This is a genomic window from Thiohalobacter sp. IOR34, assembly GCF_030406045.1.
Classification (GTDB): Bacteria; Pseudomonadota; Gammaproteobacteria; order Thiohalobacterales; family Thiohalobacteraceae.
In genome coordinates this window covers 1905136-1924182 of sequence record NZ_CP128988.1, presented here as the reverse complement: position 1 = coordinate 1924182, position 19047 = coordinate 1905136, and the positions used below count along the sequence as shown (strand labels likewise).

General features: G+C 62.3%; 17 protein-coding genes. All 17 read left to right on the top strand.

Features of this window, described 5'->3' with window-relative positions:
* Positions 1 to 6 precede the first annotated feature (6 nt).
* The 17 genes from flgF (at position 7) to QVG61_RS08765 (ending at position 19027) form a co-directional block, all read left to right on the top strand.
* Positions 7 to 750, top strand: coding sequence for a flagellar basal-body rod protein FlgF (gene flgF, locus QVG61_RS08845; protein WP_289930270.1), 744 nt, complete (start codon positions 7 to 9; stop codon positions 748 to 750).
* A 63-nt stretch (positions 751 to 813) separates the two neighbouring features.
* A complete protein-coding gene (gene flgG, locus QVG61_RS08840) occupies positions 814 to 1599 on the top strand; it encodes a flagellar basal-body rod protein FlgG (protein WP_289930269.1) in 786 nt (261 codons plus the stop codon).
* 27 nt (positions 1600 to 1626) lie between these two features.
* On the top strand, positions 1627 to 2349 hold the full coding sequence (flgH, locus tag QVG61_RS08835) for a flagellar basal body L-ring protein FlgH (protein ID WP_289930268.1): 723 nt from the start codon (positions 1627 to 1629) through the stop codon (positions 2347 to 2349).
* A 77-nt stretch (positions 2350 to 2426) separates the two neighbouring features.
* On the top strand, positions 2427 to 3494 hold the full coding sequence (locus tag QVG61_RS08830) for a flagellar basal body P-ring protein FlgI (RefSeq protein ID WP_289932762.1): 1068 nt from the start codon (positions 2427 to 2429) through the stop codon (positions 3492 to 3494).
* Between the two features lie 16 nt (positions 3495 to 3510).
* Positions 3511 to 4476 (top strand): flagellar assembly peptidoglycan hydrolase FlgJ, encoded by a 966-nt coding sequence (gene flgJ, locus QVG61_RS08825; RefSeq protein WP_289930267.1) that lies wholly within the window; start codon positions 3511 to 3513, stop codon positions 4474 to 4476.
* 14 nt (positions 4477 to 4490) lie between these two features.
* Positions 4491 to 6428, top strand: a complete 1938-nt coding sequence (gene flgK / locus QVG61_RS08820; RefSeq protein ID WP_289930266.1) for a flagellar hook-associated protein FlgK — start codon at positions 4491 to 4493, stop codon at positions 6426 to 6428.
* 3 nt (positions 6429 to 6431) lie between these two features.
* Positions 6432 to 7337, top strand: a complete 906-nt coding sequence (flgL, locus tag QVG61_RS08815; RefSeq protein ID WP_289930265.1) for a flagellar hook-associated protein FlgL — start codon at positions 6432 to 6434, stop codon at positions 7335 to 7337.
* Positions 7338 to 7853: 516 nt separating this feature from the next.
* Positions 7854 to 8966, top strand: coding sequence for a radical SAM protein (locus tag QVG61_RS08810; RefSeq protein ID WP_354671218.1), 1113 nt, complete (start codon positions 7854 to 7856; stop codon positions 8964 to 8966).
* A gap of 9 nt (positions 8967 to 8975) precedes the next feature.
* Positions 8976 to 9974, top strand: a complete 999-nt coding sequence (locus QVG61_RS08805; RefSeq protein WP_289930263.1) for an SDR family oxidoreductase — start codon at positions 8976 to 8978, stop codon at positions 9972 to 9974.
* Positions 9968 to 10543 (top strand): SIS domain-containing protein, encoded by a 576-nt coding sequence (locus QVG61_RS08800; protein WP_289930262.1) that lies wholly within the window; start codon positions 9968 to 9970, stop codon positions 10541 to 10543. Before QVG61_RS08805 ends, QVG61_RS08800 begins: the two co-directional genes overlap by 7 nt.
* Before the next feature lie 7 nt (positions 10544 to 10550).
* Complete coding sequence (locus QVG61_RS08795) at positions 10551 to 12134, top strand: PfkB family carbohydrate kinase (RefSeq protein ID WP_289930261.1); 1584 nt, start codon at positions 10551 to 10553, stop codon at positions 12132 to 12134.
* A gap of 3 nt (positions 12135 to 12137) precedes the next feature.
* Positions 12138 to 13100 carry a thiamine pyrophosphate-dependent dehydrogenase E1 component subunit alpha gene (locus QVG61_RS08790; protein ID WP_289930260.1) on the top strand — a complete coding sequence of 321 codons (963 nt, stop codon included), beginning with the start codon at positions 12138 to 12140 and terminating at the stop codon, positions 13098 to 13100.
* Positions 13101 to 13119: 19 nt separating this feature from the next.
* Positions 13120 to 14178, top strand: a complete 1059-nt coding sequence (locus QVG61_RS08785; protein ID WP_289930259.1) for a transketolase C-terminal domain-containing protein — start codon at positions 13120 to 13122, stop codon at positions 14176 to 14178.
* A 28-nt stretch (positions 14179 to 14206) separates the two neighbouring features.
* Positions 14207 to 15577: a radical SAM protein gene (locus QVG61_RS08780; RefSeq protein WP_289930258.1), complete on the top strand. Its 1371-nt coding sequence runs from the start codon at positions 14207 to 14209 to the stop codon at positions 15575 to 15577.
* 60 nt (positions 15578 to 15637) lie between these two features.
* A complete protein-coding gene (locus tag QVG61_RS08775; protein ID WP_289930257.1) occupies positions 15638 to 16471 on the top strand; it encodes a hypothetical protein in 834 nt (277 codons plus the stop codon).
* A complete protein-coding gene (locus QVG61_RS08770) occupies positions 16471 to 17283 on the top strand; it encodes a sulfotransferase domain-containing protein (protein WP_289930256.1) in 813 nt (270 codons plus the stop codon). The genes QVG61_RS08775 and QVG61_RS08770 overlap by 1 nt, the downstream gene beginning before the upstream one ends.
* A gap of 4 nt (positions 17284 to 17287) precedes the next feature.
* Positions 17288 to 19027, top strand: a complete 1740-nt coding sequence (locus QVG61_RS08765) for a hypothetical protein (protein ID WP_289930254.1) — start codon at positions 17288 to 17290, stop codon at positions 19025 to 19027.
* Positions 19028 to 19047: the final 20 nt, after the last annotated feature.

Sequence of the window (19047 nt, the reverse complement as noted above, 5' to 3'; positions counted from 1 at the left end):
TAGATCATGGACCGGATGCTGTATCTCGCAGCCAGCGGTGCCCGCCAGATCCTCGAGGCGCAGACCGTCACGGCCAACAACCTGGCCAACGTCAGTACCACCGGTTTTCAGGCGGACCTGTCGCTGGCCCAGGCGCAGCAGGTCTACGGCCCGGGTCATGCCAGCCGCGTCTACGCGGTCAACGCCGGGGAAGGTGTGGATTTCTCCAAGGGCACGGTGCAGTCCACCGGCCGCTCCCTGGATGTGGCGATCAACGGCCAGGGCTGGATCGCGGTGCAGGCCGCGGATGGCAGCGAGGCCTATACCCGGGCCGGCGATCTGCGCATCTCGGCTTCCGGCATGCTCGAGACCGGCACCGGTCTGGCGGTGATCGGCGATGGCGGGCCGATGCTGATACCCGATGCCCAGCAGATCGAGATCGCACCGGACGGCACGGTGTCGGTGCTGCCCATCGGCCAGCCGGCCAACACCCTGGCCGTAGTCGGACGTATCAAGCTGGTGCAGCCTGATCCGGCGCAACTGGTGAAGGGCGAGGACGGGCTGTTGCGCCTGGCCGATGGCAGCGAGGCCGAGGCCAGCAATGCAGTGACCCTCACCAGCGGCGCCCTGGAGGGCAGCAACGTCAATGCGGTGGAGGCACTGATGAACATGGTCAGCCTGGCGCGCCAGTACGAGGCACAGGTCAAGCTGATGCAGACTGCCAAGCAGAACGACGAGTCCTCGGCGCGTCTGATGAGTATCAACAGTTGATGTGCTTCAGGGATTGAATCTGCAGCATATTGAAACCGCCATTCAGGCAGTGGAGAAGGAATCATGAACAAGGCAATGTGGATCTCGATGACCGGTCTGGAGGCCCAGCAGACCCGAATGAGCGTCATCTCCAACAACCTGGCCAATGTCAACACCACCGGTTTCAAGCGCGGTCGTGCGGTGTTCCAGGATCTGCTCTATCAGAACGTGCGGCAGGCGGGTGCCCAGGCCTCGCAGGAGACCCAGCTGCCATCCGGTCTGATGCTCGGCACCGGCGTGCGCACCGTGGCCACCCAGCAGCTGCATACCCAGGGCAACATCGTGCAGACCGCGAACAGCTTCGATCTGGCCATCTCCGGTCGCGGTTTCCTCCAGGTGCTGATGCCGGACGGTACCCTGGCCTATACCCGTGACGGCAGCCTGATGACGGATGCCGCGGGACAGCTGGTCACCAGCAGCGGCAACCTGATCCAGCCGGCGATCACTGTGCCGGAGAACGCCCAGAGCCTGACCATCGGTTCCGACGGAACCGTTTCGGTGCAGGTCCAGGGGCAGGCCGCGCCGACCCAGATCGGCACCATCGAGCTGGCGGATTTCATCAACCCGACCGGTCTGCAGCCGATCGGTGACAACCTGTACACCGAGACCGCTTCCAGTGGGGCACCGACCACCGGTACGCCGGGGATCAATGGCCTCGGCAGCCTGGTGCAGGGCGCCCTGGAGACCTCCAACGTCAACGTGGTGGAGGAGCTGGTCAACATGATCGAGACCCAGCGCGCCTACGAGATGAATTCCAAGGCGATCTCGACCAGTGACCGCATGCTGCAATACGTCAACAACAACCTGTAGCGCTGGCGACGAGGGAGTAACGGGACGATGAGGACTCAGGAGATATGTGGCTGGTTGCTGCGCTGCGGCGTGGTGCTGCTGCTTGGCGGCCTGCTCGGCGGTTGCGCCACGGTGCCGCACCAGCACCCCAGTTACCGGCCGGTGATGCCGCCGATGCCCAAGCCGCCGCCGCAGACCGACGGCAGCATCTACCAGCCGGGTTTCGCCACGCCTTTGTTCGAGGATCTCAAGGCCCGGCGGGTGGGGGACATCCTGACCATCGTCCTCCAGGAGAAGACCCAGGCCAGCAAGAAGGCCACCACCAGCACCAAGAAGGAGACCGGTCTGACCGCCGCCAACCCGACCCTGCTCGGATCGGCACTGCGCTTCGACATCCCGCTGCTGCGGCACGCCGCAGGCCGGGCCAACACCCTGCAGAACACCCTGGACTCGAGCAGCGACTTCACCGGTGAGGGCGACAGCAAGCAGAGCAACAGCCTGAGCGGCAACATCACGGTTACCGTGGCCGAGGTGCTGCCCAACGGCAATCTCTATGTGCGCGGCGAGAAGTGGCTGACCCTCAATCAGGGTGACGAGTTCATCCAGATCTCCGGCATCGTCCGCCCGACCGACATCCGCGCCGACAATTCGGTGCTCTCCGGTCAGGTGGCGGATGCCCGCATTACCTACAGTGGCAAGGGTACCCTCGCCGACGCCAACAGCATGGGCTGGCTGGCGCGCTTCTTCAACAGTCCCATCTGGCCGTTCTGAACGGTCGCAGCCGAGGAACAGCAATGAAGATCCATATTCCGGTCAAGCTGACGATTCTGGGCCTCGCCGGCCTGCTGATGCTTGCCGCTGCACCCTTGCGTGCCGAGCGGATCAAGGACCTGGCCACCCTGGCCGGGGTGCGTGACAACCAGCTGGTCGGCTACGGCATCGTAGTCGGACTGAACGGCACCGGTGACAAGACCCAGCAGATCCCGTTCACGGTGCAGAGCGTGAAGAGCATGCTCGCCAAGTTCGGGGTCACCGTTCCGCCTGAGATCAGCACCAAGCTGAAGAACGTCGCCGCGGTGTCTCTCAGCGCGGTCTTGCCGCCCTTCGCCAAGCGCGGCCAGACGATCGATGTTACCGTGTCCTCGATCGGTGATGCCAAGAGCCTGCGCGGTGGCACCCTGCTGATGTCGCCACTGAAGGGTGCCGATGGCCAGGTCTACGCCCTGGCCCAGGGCAATCTGGTGGTCGGCGGCCTCAGCGCCGGCGGCAGCGACGGTTCCAGTGTCACCGTCAACGTGCCCAGCGTCGGCCGTATCCCCAACGGCGCGACCGTGGAGCGGGAGTTGGGCAATCCCTTCGCCCAGGGCGACAGCCTGATGCTCAATCTGCACACCGCCGACTTCACCACCGCCAACCGCCTGGCCAAGTCGATCAACCGGACCCTGGGATCGCCTATGGCCCGGGCGGTGGATGCCTCGTCGATCCGCGTCAATGCACCGCGTGACCCCTCGCAGCGGGTGGCCTTCGTCTCCATGCTGGAGAACCTGGAGGTCGAGCCGGGCGAGGCACCGGCGCGGGTCATCGTCAATTCGCGGACCGGTACCGTGGTCATCGGCAGCCATGTGCGGGTGATGCCCGCCGCGGTTTCGCATGGCAGCCTCACCGTGACCATCACCGAGACCTCCCAGGTCAGTCAGCCGGCACCGTTGTCCACTGGCCAGACCGTGGTCACCCCGTCCAGCGATGTCGCCGTGAGCGAGGACAAGAGCCGGATGTTCATGTTCGACCCCGGCGTAACCCTGAACGACATCGTGCTGGCCGTGAACCGGGTGGGTGCCGCGCCCAGCGACCTGGTCGCCATCCTCGAGGCGCTGAAGGCGGCCGGCGCCTTGCGCGCCGAGCTGATCGTCCTCTGAGGGGACGGCTGCAGCCATGAGCCTGACGGCCGATCCCAGCGTCTACACCGACCTCACCGGCCTGGCCAGGCTGCGCAGTCAGGCGCGGGCCAGCAACGGGCGTGATCCGGAGACGCTGCGCGCGGTGGCCGGGCAGTTCGAGGCGCTGTTCATCAACATGATGCTGAAGAGCATGCGCCAGGCCAGCCCCGGCGACGGATTGATGGACAACGACCAGACCCGCTTCTACCAGGGCATGTTCGACCAGCAGATCGGACTGGAGATGACCAAGGGCAAGGGCCTGGGCCTGGCGGAGATGCTGGTCCGCCAGTTGGGAGGCGAGCAGGCCGCGCCGCCGCAGAGTCCCCAGCCGGCCCCTGGTCGCGATCTGCCGGCCGTCGTCTCGCCCTTCCGGTTGCAGCACGGAACTTCGCCGCCGGCTGCCACGGCACCCCCGGCGCAGGCAGGGGAGGCGGCTGGCAGCGACTGGCCGCCGCCGACGCCCGATGCCTTCGTGCGGCAGCTCTGGCCGCATGCCAGGGAGGCGGCCGGTCGGCTCGGTGTGGATCCGGCGCTGCTGCTGGCACAGTCGGCGCTGGAGACGGGCTGGGGCCAGAAGATGCCGCGCCATGCGGACGGACGCCCCAGCTTCAATCTGTTCGGCATCAAGGCCGGCCCGGACTGGTCGGGGCCGCGGGTGTTGACGCAGACGCTCGAAAATCGCGGCGGGCTGGTGCAGCGCGAGCAGGCCGCTTTCCGCGCCTATGACAGCCCGGCCGCCAGCCTCGAGGACTATGCCGCCTTCATTCGCGGTCGCCCGCGGTATCGTCAGGCCCTGCAACAGGCCGGGGATCCGGCCGCCTATGTGCAGGCGCTGGGCGAGGCGGGGTATGCCACGGACCCTGAATATGCGAGCAAGATCATGAACATATACACCAGTCCGGCCTTCCGCTCGGCGGTCGATGCCCTCAAGGGCAATGCCCTGCTGGCCGCTAGTCGGTAGAGAGGTTTTTTGCAATGGCAACCATTTTCGGGACGGCGACATCGGGGCTGCTGGCCTATCAGACCCAGCTCAGAACCGCGGAACACAATATCGCCAACGTCAATACGCCTGGCTATACCCGCCAGCGCGTTGATCTGTCTGCCCAGACGCCGACCCTCACTGGCTCGGGTTTCGTCGGCACCGGCGTCAGTGTCGACACCATTCGTCGTACCTATGACCAGTTTCTCACCGAGCGGGTGCGTGACACCGCTTCGTCGGTCGAGCGCTACGACATCTATGAACGCTTTGCCGGGCGCATCTCGGACGTGCTGGGCGATCCTGTCGCCGGTCTCAATGGTGGGCTGGAGGGTTTTTTCCAGGCTGTACAGACCCTGGCCGACAACCCGGCTTCCGTCCCCGAACGTCAGTTGCTGTTGACCGAGGCCGATTCCCTGGTGGCCCGTTTCGGTTATCTCGATGACCAGTTGAACAGCATGCGCCGGGAACTCAATGGTCAGCTCGATTCCATGCTCGGTGAGATCAACAGCCTGAGTCAGTCGATCGCCGACATCAACCAGGATATCGTGGTGGCCACCGGCCGTTCCGGTGGCAATCCGCCCAACGATCTGCTGGACAGCCGTGACCGGCTGATCGAGGAGCTGTCGAAGTTCGTCTCGGTGAAGACGGTCAGCCAGGACGACGGCAGCCTCAATGTCTTTATCGGCACCGGTCAGTCGCTGGTCACCGGCAGCTCGGCCGGCACCCTTTCCCTCGGCGGCAGCGCCTATAGCGCCGACTACAAGGTGATCCGCTACAGTGTCGGCAACTCCTCGACGGACATCACCAGTAATATCAGTGGTGGCCAGCTCGGGGGGCTGCTGGCATTTCGTGACGAGATCCTCGATCCCTCGCAGAATGCCATCGGCCGCATCGGTGTGGTGCTGGCCAGCGAATTCAACGCCCAGCACGCTCTGGGCATGGACCTGGACGGCAACCTGGGTGGCAGCTTCTTTGCCTCCGGGTCGCCGGCCTGGTCGGCAAACAACGACAATAGCGGCAGCGGCTCGCTCAGCGTCAGTTATGACACATCAAATCTCGATGATCTCACCATCAAGGATTATATCCTTTCCTATGATGGATCGAGCTGGTCATTGAAGGATAGCGACGGCGACAGCGTCACCATGACCGGATCCGGTACCAGCGCCTCGCCCTTCAATGCCGATGGCCTGAATATCGTGGTCAGCGGCACGGCCAGCTCAGGCGATTCCTTCCAGATCCGGCCGACGCGCAACGGGGCCGATGGCATCGGGCTGCTGATCAGCGACGTGCGGCGTATTGCTGCCGCCGCCCCGGTACGAATCGGTGAGACGACCAACAGCAACGGGGTGCCGACCAACTCGGGCACGGGCAGTTTTTCCCTGGACTCGGTGGGCTCTTCGTTCTCCGCGCTGAGCGCCAGTATCACCTTTACCTACGATGCGACCGCTGATGAGTTCTCATACACGGATGGCAGTTCCATCAGCGGCACCCTGAGCTACGATCCGTCGAGCAATGCCGGCGACAGCTACACGGTGGCCGGCATCACCTTCACCATCAACGGCACACCGGCCAATTCCGACAGCTTCGTGATCAGCGCCAACAGCAAAGGGGTTGGTGACAATCACAACATGCTGGCCCTGGCTGCCCTGCAGACCGACTTGACCATGGAGAACGGCACCACCAATCTGCAGGGAGCCTATGGCCAGTTGATCTCGGATACCGCAACCCGGACCCGCCAGGCCGAGATCAACCGCGATGCCCAGTTTCAGCTCAACCAGAATGCCCGCGAACAACGCGATTCCGTGCAGGGTGTGAATCTCGACGAGGAGGCGGCCAATCTGCTCCGTTTCCAGCAGGCCTATCAGGCCATGGCGCGGGTGATCACCGTGGCCGACAGCATGTTCCAGACCCTGCTGAGCGCGACCCAGAGGTAAGTCATGACCCGACTGTCCAATCTCACCATCTTCCAGAACGGCGTCGACGCTATGCTCGAACAGCAGCGGCGGGTGTTCGAGACCCAGACCCAGATTTCGAGCGGGCGCCGTTTCGTCAGCCCTTCGGACGATCCGACCGCGGCCGCCCAGGTGGTGGGCCTCTCGGAGTCGCTGTCGAGGACCGAGCAGTTCCAGAAGAACATCGTCACGGCGACCGCAAGGCTGGAGCTGGAGGACACCACCCTGGATAGTGCGGTGAATGCCCTGCAGCGGGCGCGGGAACTTGCGGTGCGGGGCCTCAGCGATTCCATGGGGGCCAGCGGACGCAAGGATATCGCCCGCGAGATCCGCCAGATCCTGGCCGAAATGCAGGGGCTGGCGAACACCAAGGACGCCAACGGCGAATATCTGTTTGCCGGCACCAAGAGCCAGGTGCAGCCGGTTGTCGATGCCGGTGGCGGGACCTTCACCTATCAGGGGGATCAGGGCCAGAGGCTGCTACAGGTCGGACCTTCCCGCAAGATCGCGATCGGTGACTCCGGGCTCGAGGTGTTCATGAAGATCGAGGATCCGGCGGGTGGTTACAAGGATGTGTTCAGTTCTCTCTACGGCCTGGCCTCCGCTCTGGAATCCAACAACCCGAAGCCGGCCTCGCTGGAAGAGCTGGAGAACGCCATCCAGAACCTGGGTGAGGTGAGGGCCAGGATCGGCTCCCGCCTGAACGCCATCGATGCCGAGCAGCAGATCAACGAGTCCTTCATCCTGCAGTTGAAGGAGATGCGTTCCTCGGTCGAGGACCTGGACATCACCGAGGCGGCGAGCCGCCTCAACCAGCAGATGCTGGTGCTGCAGGCAGCCCAGCAGGCCTTCATCCGTGTCCAGGGGCTGTCGCTGTTCAGCCTTCTCTAACCCGCATATTGCACCAAGGCGGCGCGCATGAATGTGTAATACAGGGACGATATGGCCATGAAAGGCCCCCTGGGCGGGTTACGGTTTGTGCCTGTTCGATGTCAGGCCGAATCTGGCTTCGCATCCTGGGTGATCCTCCTCAAGCCATGGCAACGGCTATGACTTTTCGGACGTTCACCCAGGCTGCTTTGCCAGCCTCGCCCTGAGCATCGAATCCTTGGTGCAATATCCGGGCTAATATATCTTCCGCTACTGGCCGGGCCTTGTTGCGGGTCCTTTCCGCCCGGGGTAACATCACCCTGCATTGGCCTTGAACCAGTATCGGGGCTCATATAACCAATTGAATCATAAGCCCTCCAGGTCTGTTCCTTGGGCATCGGGCATCCAATTGAGTGCTCTCCCCGGGAGGAAACAATACGAATGGAAGAGTGTCCGTCACGGCTCCAGCAGTTCGACAGCCTGTCAGGCGGGGGGAATGCCGACACCGAAGGCGGAGAGATGGCCCGTCCGGCACCGATGCCGGGATCAGGGGACAAATACATCATCGACAGCCACAAGCTGATCTACCATCCCCGGCGGGTCGGGCAGTGGCTGGACGCCGGCGACGACTGGGAGGCGGCCCAGCAGGTCTATCCCATCTATGTCGAGATGTCGCCGGTCGGGGCCTGCAATCACCGTTGCACCTTCTGTGCCGTCGACTATATCGGTTATCAGCCGAAACGCCTCGATGCGCGGATCCTGGAGCAGAGAATCCCGGAGATGGGCCGCCTCGGTGTGAAGAGCATCATGTTTGCGGGCGAAGGCGAGCCCCTGCTGCACACGGATATGCCGCGCATCGTCGAATTCTGCGCCGAAGCCGGAATCGACGTCTCCTTTACCACCAATGCCACGGTCGTCAACGAAGATTTTCTCGAGCACGCCCTGCCACATGTGGCCTGGATGAAGGTGTCGCTCAATGCCGGCACGGCCGAGACCTATGCCGGCATCCATCGCACCAAGGCATCGGACTTTGGTCGCGTCATCGACAACCTGAAACGCGCGGTTGCCCAAAAGCGTGCCAACGGCCTGTCCTGCGTGCTCGGTGCGCAGCTGCTGCTGCTCCCGGAAAACGCCGACGAGGTGGAGAAACTGGCACATATCTGCCGGGACGAGATCGGTCTCGACTATCTGGTGGTCAAACCCTATTCGCAGCACTGTTTCAGCCAGACGCGTGAATACGAAAATCTCGACTACCGGGCCTACCTGCATCTGGAACAGCGCATCAGCGGCCTGACCACGAGCGATTTCAGTCTGATATTTCGTAGCCATACCATGCGCAAATACGAGGAATCCAGCACGCGTGGTTATAGCAGATGCCATGCAACCCCCTTTTTCTGGGCCTATGTCATGGCGGATGGCTCAGTCTATGGTTGCAGCGCCTACCTGCTGGACAAGCGATTTGCCTATGGCAACATCAATGAGTCATCCTTCCGCGACATCTGGCAGGGCGAGGCCAGACGTTCGAACTTCCGCTTCGTGCGCAACGAACTGGACGTGAGCGAATGCCGCAGGAATTGCCGGATGGACGAGATCAACCGCTATCTGGCGGACCTGGCCGAAGCCCGGGTTCCGCATGTCAATTTCATATAGGGTGCAGTGATGCGCATACTGGTTACCGGTGGGGCAGGTTTCATAGGCAGCTACGTCGTCGAACAGTTGCTGGCGAAGGACCATGCCGTGCGAGTGGTGGACAACCTGGAGGGTGGCCGGCTGGACAATCTGCGCGCCGTGGCGGAGCATCCGCAGTTCGAATTCCATCAGACCGACATCCGTGATGCCGACTCCCTGGGCCGGGCCTTTGCCGGCGTCGACTGGGTGATTCACCTCGCCGGGATTGCGGATATCGTGCCCTCCATCGAACAGCCGCGGGACTATTTCGCGACCAATGTCCAGGGGACGCTGAATGTCATCGAGGCAGCCCGCCAGGCCGGCGTGAAACGCATCGTCTATGCCGCATCCTCATCCTGTTACGGCATCCCCGACGAATACCCCACCCCCGAGACTTCCCCGGCGCGTCCGGAATATCCCTATGCCCTCACCAAATACCTGGGTGAGCAGCTCGTCGGTCACTGGGGTCGGGTCTATGGTCTGGAGACCGTCTCGCTGCGGCTGTTCAACGTCTATGGTCCACGGGTGAGGACCAATGGTGCCTATGGCGCGGTGTTCGGGGTGTTCCTCGCCCAGAAGGCCAACGGACGTCCGCTGACGGTGGTCGGCGACGGCACCCAGAGCCGTGACTTCACCTATGTCGAGGACGTGGCGCGCGCCTTCGTCATGGCGGTGGAGTCGGATCTTGCCGGCGAGATACTCAATGTCGGCAGCGGCGGCCACTACAGCATCAACCGCCTGGTGGAGCTGATCGGCGGCGAGGTGGTGCATGTGCCCAAGCGTCCCGGCGAGCCGGACTGCACCTTTGCCGACACGCGGCTGATCCGCGAGCGCCTGGGCTGGGAGCCGGCGATCGATTTCGACGACGGCGTGGCGCGCATGCTGGCCAGCATCGACGACTGGCAGGATGCCCCCCTCTGGGATCCTGACAGCATCCAGGATGCGACCCGCAGCTGGTTCCGCTTCCTGGGTGGAGAGTCGGCATGCTGACCCGCACCGGACTGCGCACGCGTTGCGCAAGCTTTGCCGAGATCGTCGGCAGCGGGCGTTTCAGCGACGCCGGGGGAAACGACATGCCCCTGGAGGCCGGGGTCAAGGTGGTTACCGATCTGTGCAGCGATATCCGCCGGCGCAAGGGCAGCGTCTATCTGGTCGGCAATGGCGGCAGCGCGGCGGTGGCCAGCCATGCCGCCACCGATTTCTTCAACCGCGGCGGCCTGCGCGCCCATACCCTGCACGACCCTTCCACCCTGACCTGCCTGAGCAATGATTACGGTTACGAGCACGCCTTTGCCAACCGGCTCGACAGGCTGCTGGCGGCCGATGACCTGTTGATCGCCATCAGCAGCTCGGGCTCTTCGGCCAACATCCTCAATGCCGCGCAACGTGCCCGGGCCTGTTCCGCGCGGCTCATCACGCTGACTGGCTTCGATGGCGCCAATCCATTGCGTGAGATGGGCGACATCAACTATTGGCTGGATTCCGACGACTACGGCATGGTTGAAATCGGCCACCTGTTCCTGCTGCATCATGTGGCGGACATCCTGGCGGTGGAATAGACGGCTCATGGATCTGGACAACACGGTCAGGCTGAAGCAGAAGGGTGAGGCGCACGACCCCACTCCCCCGGCGACCCGCAAGATCCTGCCCCTCGAGGTGCTGGCGGACAGGGCGCAGGCGCTGCGCCAGCAGGGGCGGCGGCTGGTTCTTTGTCATGGTACCTTCGACCTGCTGCATATCGGCCACGTCCGCCACCTGCAGCGCGCCCGGCAGGAAGGCGATGTGCTGATGGTTACTGTGACGGCCGATGCCCATGTCAACAAGGGGCCGGACCGGCCGGTGTTCCCGCAGGCGCTGCGCGCGGAAAATCTCGCCGCGCTGGAATGCGTCGACCTGGTGGCCATCAACCATGCCGAGACCGCGGTGAACGTGCTCGAGGCGCTGCGACCCGACGTCTATGTCAAGGGTTCGGACTACGCCCAGGCGGCGGACGACCTGACCGGCAACATCCGCCTCGAGCGGGCCGCGGTCGAGCGCCATGGCGGACGCATCTTCTTTACCCAGGAGATCACCTCCAGCTCGACGCGCCTGCTGAACGACAATTTCGGTGTCTTCCCGGAAGAGACGCGGACCTATCTGGACCGCTTCAAGGCAGCGCATTCCCTGCAGGACGTGCTCGCCGCGCTGCGGGCGCTGGGCAGGCTGAAGGTGCTGGTGGTGGGTGACGCGATCATCGACGAATATCATTACACCACCTCGCTCGGCCAGACCGGCAAGGGCAATGTGCTCGCCGTCCGCTACCAGAACGAAGAGCGCTTCGCGGGTGGCGCCATCGCCGTCGCCAATCACATCGCCGGTTTCGCGGGCGAGGTGACGCTGCTCTGTGGCCTCGGCGGCAGGGAGTCCCACGAGGATTTCATCCGCTCGCGACTGAACCAGGAGGTCAGGACACGTTTTCTGATCAATCCAGAGGCCCGCACCCTGGTCAAGCGGCGCTATATCGGCGACGATGACGCGAAGTTGTTCGAGGTCTATTTCCACGACCGGGATGTCACCTCGCCCGAACTCGGCGCCGAGGCCTGCGACTGGCTGGCCGCGCATCTGCAGGACTTCGATGCCGTGGTGGTGCCTGATTTCGGCAACGGTTTCATCGACGATGGGATGGTTTCGGCGCTGAGCGGGGCGGCGCCCTTCCTGGCGGTCAATACCCAGCTCAACAGCGGCAACCGTGGCTATCATGTGATAACCCGCTATCCGCGGGCCGATTTCGTGTCGCTCAACGAGCCCGAGCTGCGCATGGCGGCCAGCGACCGTTCCGGAAGCATCGAGGCCCTGGCCGAAAGGATCGCCGGGACCCTCGGCTGCCGGCAACTGGCCGTCACCCGCGGTACCCGGGGCGTGGCCATCTGGGACGGCGAGGCCGGGCGGATGCACCGCGTTCCGGCGCTCGCCAGCCGGGTCGTCGATCGTATCGGTGCCGGCGACGCCTTCCTGTCGCTGGCCGGACTGGCCGCGGCCGCTGGCTTGCCAGCCGATTTGGCAGCCTTCATCGGCAGCGTGGCAGCCGCCCTCGACGTGCAGATCGTCTGCAACCGTTCGGCGATCTCCCCCATCGAGCTGCAGAAATATGTCACCACCCTTCTCAAGTAGCCGATGACGACGGACCTTCTCTTCCCGCTGTATCGCAGCATGTTGCGCATCCGCCGTACCGAGGAGCGGCTGGCAGCGCGCTATCATGAGCAGCAGATCCGCTGTCCCATGCATCTTTGTATCGGCCAGGAGGCGGTGGCCGCCGGCGTCTGTCTGGCGCTGCTTCCCGAGGACCAGGTATTCAGCAACCATCGCGCCCACGGGCATTATCTCGCCAAGGGCGGTGACCTCCGGCGCATGCTCGCGGAGTTGTACGGCCGGGCCACGGGCTGCTGCGGCGGGCGTGGCGGATCCATGCATCTCATCGACCGGCAGTGTGGATTCATGGGATCGACACCCATCGTCGGCGGTACTGTCCCCTTGGCCGTCGGTGCGGCGTGGAGCGCAAGCCTCCAGGGGACAGGCCGTGTGGTCGCGGTATTCTTCGGCGATGGCTGTTTCGAGGAGGGGGTGCTGCACGAATCGATGAACTTTGCGGTGCTGCATGCCTTGCCCATCCTCTTCGTCTGCGAGAACAACGGCTATTCCGTCTATACCCGGCTGGACGAGAGGCAGGCGGAACGTCCGATCCTCGGTATTGCCGAGGCCCATGGTTGCGAGGTTCATGCCGTGGATGGCAGTGACGTGCTGGAGGTCCATCGGGTCGCGAAGCAGGCCGTGGATGCCGCCCGCGAGGGCGGGGGGCCGCAGTTCATCGAGGCGCAGACCTACCGCTGGCTGGAGCACTGCGGACCCAATGACGACAGTGAGCTTGGCTATCGCCCGCTCGAGGAGCTGGCCTCCTGGAAGGCGCGCTGCCCCCTGTCCAGGGCGGCGGCCGCGCTGCGCGGGCAGGATCCCCGGTTCCAGGACAGGCTCGATGAACTGGAACGGCAGGTCGGAAATGAAATCGACGAGGCTTTCGACTATGCGCTCGGCAGCCCCTTCCCGGCACCAGGAGACATCGAACATCACCTCTATGCCTGAATCGCTGCCGCATTCGCGGATGAGCTGCATCGATGCGATCCGTGATGCACTGCATCTCTCCCTTGAACGCGATCCCGGCGTCATCGTGATCGGCGAGGGCGTACCCGACCCCAAGGCCATCTTTGGCACCACGGCCGGTCTCAGGGAGCGCTTCGGTCCGAGGCGCGTCTTCGACATGCCGCTGTCCGAGAACGGCATGACGGGGATCTGCATCGGTGCCGCGCTGACCGGTCTGCGCCCGGTGATGGTGCATCAGCGGATCGACTTTGCCCTGCTGGCGATGGATCAGATCGTCAACAATGCCGCCAAGTGGCACTACATGTTCAATGGGCAACAGGGCGTGCCCTTGGTGATCCGCATGATCGTCGGGCGGGGCTGGGGACAGGGGCCGCAGCATGCACAGAGCCTGCAGGCCCTGTTTGCCCATGTGCCCGGCCTGAAGGTGGTGATGCCGGCCGTGGCCGAAGATGCCAAGGGCATGCTCTGTGCGGCGATCCGCGATGACAACCCGGTCATCTTCATCGAGCATCGCTGGATCCAGCCGATCCAGGGCGAAGTCCCCGAAGGCTATTACGAGAGCCCGCTCGAGGGCGCCGTGGTTCGACGCCGTGGCAAGGATGTGACCGTTGCTGCCTTCTCCTATATGTTGATCGAGGCGCTTGCCGCCGCCGAGGCGCTCGCGGCGCTGGGGCTCGAGGTCGAGGTGATCGACATGCGGGCGGTGAGCCCGCTGGATGTCGACACGGTTGCCGGATCCGTCAAACGGACCGGCCGGCTGGTCGTCGTCGACACGGCGCATGCCAGTCTCGGTGTGGCCGGCGAGCTGATCGCCTCGGTCGTCGAGCGGACCCTGCCCGCGCTGCGCCAGGCGCCGGCCCGGGTCGCCCTGCCGGATCTGCCATCACCCACCTCGCCGGTCTGGGCGGAGAGCTACTATCCGGATGCCCGGGACATCGCCCGGACAGTTGCCGCCCAGTGCGGCCTGGGGGTGGATGCCGGCCTCGATGCAGTGCTCGAGCGTCTGTGCCCCAAGGGCCCGGCAGACGTGCCCAATCCCGAGTACCGGGGACCTTTTTGATGAACCAGAGGACGGAGGGATGTGCTCCATGAGCAGCGGCAATCGTGGCAAGAACCGCTTTGGCAAGGAGGTACTGACGGAGATTCCCGAAGATGCGCCGCTGGCGCGCAGGCCCGGCCACAAGCTGCGTACCTCCAATGAAATCGTCGACCGGGCGGCCCTGGCGAAGGAGGCGGCCGGCATCCGCCCGGCAGACGGCCAGCGGATCGAGATCGTGCGCGAGGGCGAACAGCTGGGCGTGATCCGCCTGCCGGAGGAACAGCAGGCCAAGGTGCCGAACCAGTTTACCGGTCCCAGCTACAGGAATCCGCCTGAACGCTTCCGCTTCGACGGGCACAAGATGCTCTACCACCTGGAGCGGGTCCTGGCCTGGCAGCGCGGCGAGCGCTTTGCGCCCATCCACATCGACATGGGGCTGACCAAGTTCTGCAATACCGCCTGCCTCTACTGTTATGCCGTGGTGCAGAACATGACCAAGGGGCAGATGATCGGGCGCGATGCCCTGCTGCGCTACATCGAAGACTGTGGCCGGCTCGGCGTGAGGTCGATCGGCTTCATCGGCGACGGTGAACCGACGCTGAATCCTGCCCTCTACGACGCCACCGTGCTGGCCGGCGAGAAGGGCATTGACACCTCGATGGCGACCAACGGTCTGCTGCTGGACATGGACCGGGCGGACGATCTGCTGGCCAACATGTCATGGATACGCTTCAACCTGTCGGCCGGGACGCCAGAAGGATTCAATCGGGTGCACCAGTCGCGGGCCGGGAATTTCGATCTGCTTGTCGAAAAGATACGCGAGCTGGTCCGGATCAAGAAGGCGCGCGGTTATTCGTGCACCCTGGGCCTGCAGATGGTGCTGATTCCGGAATGCTACGACCAGGTGCTGGAGGAGGCCAGGCTGGGCAGGGAACTGGGCGTCGATTATTTCGTGATCAAGCACTGTTCGGATTCGGAATACAAGGAAATCGGCATCGATTATGCCGACTACGGCAGGATCGAGGACGTGCTGCGGGAGGCCGAGAGCCTGTCGACCGACGACTACGTGGTGCAGGTCAAGTGGAACAAGATCAAGGCCTGCGGCGAGACCGATCTGTACCGCAACGGCTACCGCAAATACGACGTCTGCTACGGCACGCCGTTCCTGCTGCAGATCTCGGGCAACGGCAAGATCTATCCCTGCGGTCCCTTCTTCAACAAGGAACGCTTCTATATCGGCGACCTGCACGAGGGTTCGTTCCACGACCTGGTAATGAGCGACCGCTACTGGGCGGTGCACGAGGACATCGCCAGGTCGGTGGACGTGCACAAGGATTGCGCCATCGGCTGCCGCCAGGACTATGTGAACAAGTTCCTGTGGGATCTGAAACATCCACCTGAGCACGTCAACTTCATTTGATCGTCGACCGAAATATCCGCTGCCCGATGTGCCAACAGAAAATCTGCGGGGGGAATGACCATGGAAATTCAGGAATCTAAGTTCAAGGAGCAGACGAATGTCTTCTACATCACCTCCTGGGGGCATTGTGGCGACCACTGGTTGTCCAAGGCGCTCAATGCGCATCCGGAGATCTTCGTCCTGAATGCCCATGAGGGGTCGCGGCCGAAGTATTTCAAGGACGGACTTGGGCGGCATGAACGTCCGGATATCCTTCAATATACGGCATTTCTCGAAGACATGGGCACGGACTATGAGGCGATCGGCGAGTGCCATGCCTATCGCGCATCGCAGATGGAGCCGGTTCAGAGTAAATACGGTGATGCGATACCCATCGTCAATCTGCAGCGTCATCCCTATGTCTGGCTCGATTTCTATATCCGGCACCGCGCCAGCAATGTACGCATGCCAGACGGTTCGAACGACGCACTGGATCATGAATGGGAACACAGCAACCACGAGCTGTTCGCCGAGATGGGCCTCATGGGCTATGAGCGTGACGATGTGGAGATATGGTCCGCCTACCAGGGCATGTTGCTGTTGAATCAGGTGCTGCCGGATGTCGAATCCGGGGTGAGGCAGGTGAAGATAGAGTCCGTGCTGGCGTCAAGAGAGGAATTTTGCGGTCTGGTCGACTACCTGAGTCATGGTCGTTGCGACTTCGATGCCCGGCTTCTGGATGTCGTATACGGCTTTTCAGGGAAGGTCTATCGGGGCGAGGAGACGGAGGCCGACCCGGAAGAGCATTTCCGGCACTGGCCGGAATGGAAGAGACAGGCTTTCCTGAAACTGGTTTCCGACGATGCCCGAGCGGCCTACGAATCATTTGGCTACCGTGTTCATGACAGCATTTGATGTTGGCTGATCCGATGTTTAAGGGCCGTCCGATAATCATGTCCTCGGCGATGAAGAGTGGCACCTGGATGCTGCGTGCCATCATCAGCGAGCTGAGCGGGCGTGGCTTCTTCGAACCCCAGGTCCCACCAGGCAGGCCAGGCTATGAGGATCCCTCCATGCTGAGCTTTCCAAAGGAGGAATTCTACAGCTGGCATATCATCCCCCGTGGTGAGGTTGCAGAAAGAATAGCTGCATCCGGGGCCAGGGTGGTCTTTCTGGTGCGCAACATCTACGATCTGGCGGTGTCGGTCTACTATCATCTGCTCGACGATGTCGATGCGGATATAGGCAGGTCCGTAGGGCATGGAGATTTTCTTGCCGGGTTTGAGCGCGAGCAGGCACTTGCCCTGGCGATCAGCGGTTACTGCGAGCCGCCGAACGACTGGCATGGCATGGGTACGATCCTGCTGCATATCCAGGAGATGCTGCGCTACGCCCTGCAGCATCCGGTGTACATCACGAGCTATGAACGCCTGGTCAGAAACAAGGCGACCGAGGTTGCCAGGCTGGCGGACTATCTGGAAACGCCCCTCACGGATGTGCAGCTCAGAGAGATTGCTGACAGCACCTCCTTCGAGAGGATGAGGGCGGACGCCGAGAAGGGTGGCGCGGGAAAGGCGCATTTCCGTGCCGGAAGAATTGGTGGCTTCAAGACAGAGCTGTCCGGATTCCACAAGATCCTGCTCAGATCGCTGATGCACAATATCACCCCCGATCTGCCGCGGCTGGCTATCGAGACAGGGCTGGAAATCGTTACTGCAAGTGATTGACGGAATGGCATCACACACCTCTGCAAGAAAGGATATTGCGCTGTCGGTACTCGGGCCGCATTGGAGGATGCTCGTTAAAGATGGTTCGGATACGCAATCGCTGGGTAGGGATTCGGCATGGCTGGGTGACGCGTTCCTGCAGCGACTGGACACCGTCGCCGGATTGGTCAGCGGGGTTGGTCAGAAGCGAAAGGTACTCATCTATGGCAGAAACCCTCTGGCAAGATGGATTCTGAAGAATATCGATGACACCCGGTTCGAAACATTCGTAATCCGTCCGGGAGATGCAGTCGAGCCTGATTTGCCAGCCCATGTCCGGGTTCTGGGTGATGCACGGGAACTCGCGCATGGCCGGCTGGATATTGCGCTGATCACATCCACTGATGAGGATCAGATCCGCCGCCATCATGACGAGTTGAGGCATCATTTTCCCCTGTACTGTATCCATCAGATCGACGCGGAGCTGAAAGAGCTTGCAGGGGGCATGCGTCAGGCGGCCATGCATGAGCGTGCGGCCGAATTGCTCCGCTACCTGGACAACGAGGCGCGGCCCTGTGTGCTGTTCATTGCCTCCAATGTCTTCTTCAACCAGTTGCGGATGAGCGCCGCCTTGCGCGGGAAGGGCTGGGCGACGATTGCCTTGTCACTCGATCCAAGGAAGGGTGAGCACCAGAGGGCATATTTTGACAGGTTTTTTCATATCGACCTGGATTATCTGCTGGATATCCTGAGCGAGCTGAGGAATGTCGTTCTACATACGCAAGGATGGCTGAATGCCTACCATATACCGGTACTGATCGATGCATTCAGGTCAGACGATGTCCGTCATGTGGTCGAAATGATGGATGTCCAGAGTTTCTTCCTTCCGCTCGAAGACGAGGAGAGAATGGCGCCATTCATCCAGCAGACATGGGGTGAAAAGGCCCTGGACCACATTGGGCTGCAGAGGCGATGCGAGCGATATATCGTGGAGAATTGCCAGGGTGTGGTCTTTCCGGGTGGCAAGATTCATCAGGAATTGCTTTGTCCTGATGGAGATGAGCGTCGCTTTTGCAATTTTCCAAGCCTGCCTTATCGGGCTTTCTTTTCCCATGCAAACAAGTCGCCTCCAGGAAACAGTGAAGAGAAATGGTGTTTGGGTTTCGCTGGTGGAATACCTCCGCGCGATGCCAGACATCCACATGAATTGTTCGGTGATGCGCAGATATTTGGCATAATTGAGCGCCTGCTTGCGCAGGGTATCGAGGTGGAGGTCTTCAACAATCCTAAAATGATTCGTGAGCAGGATCTGCGATCAGCCTATTCCGAGTATTTCGAGCTTCAGGAGACAGATCCGCGATTCCGCTTCCGGTATGGCCTGATGCCCTCGGAGCTGGCTGACAGAATCTCGCACTGGCATTTCGGTATCATGCTGTACGACTTCAAGGGCGTGCTCGTGGGTGAAAATCACTTCCGCGCAATCATGCCCAGCAAGTTCTTCCAGTATCTGGAGGCAGGCCTGCCGGTCCTGGTAAGCCATCGTTTCGAGTCCCTTTGTGAGCTTGTTCGGGAATTCGAGGTCGGGCTGGTCATTGATGATGGGGATGTCGACAGGATTTGCGAGATACTCGATAGATGCGACTACCAGGCACTGAGGGATAACGTGCGCAAGGCCCGTGAGAGCTTGTGTATGGATGAGAACATAACAGAGCTGATCGCGCTGTATGAAGATCGTATCAGGGATGTCGATCCGGTATTGTGGTGAGAATGCTTGCCAAGGCGGCC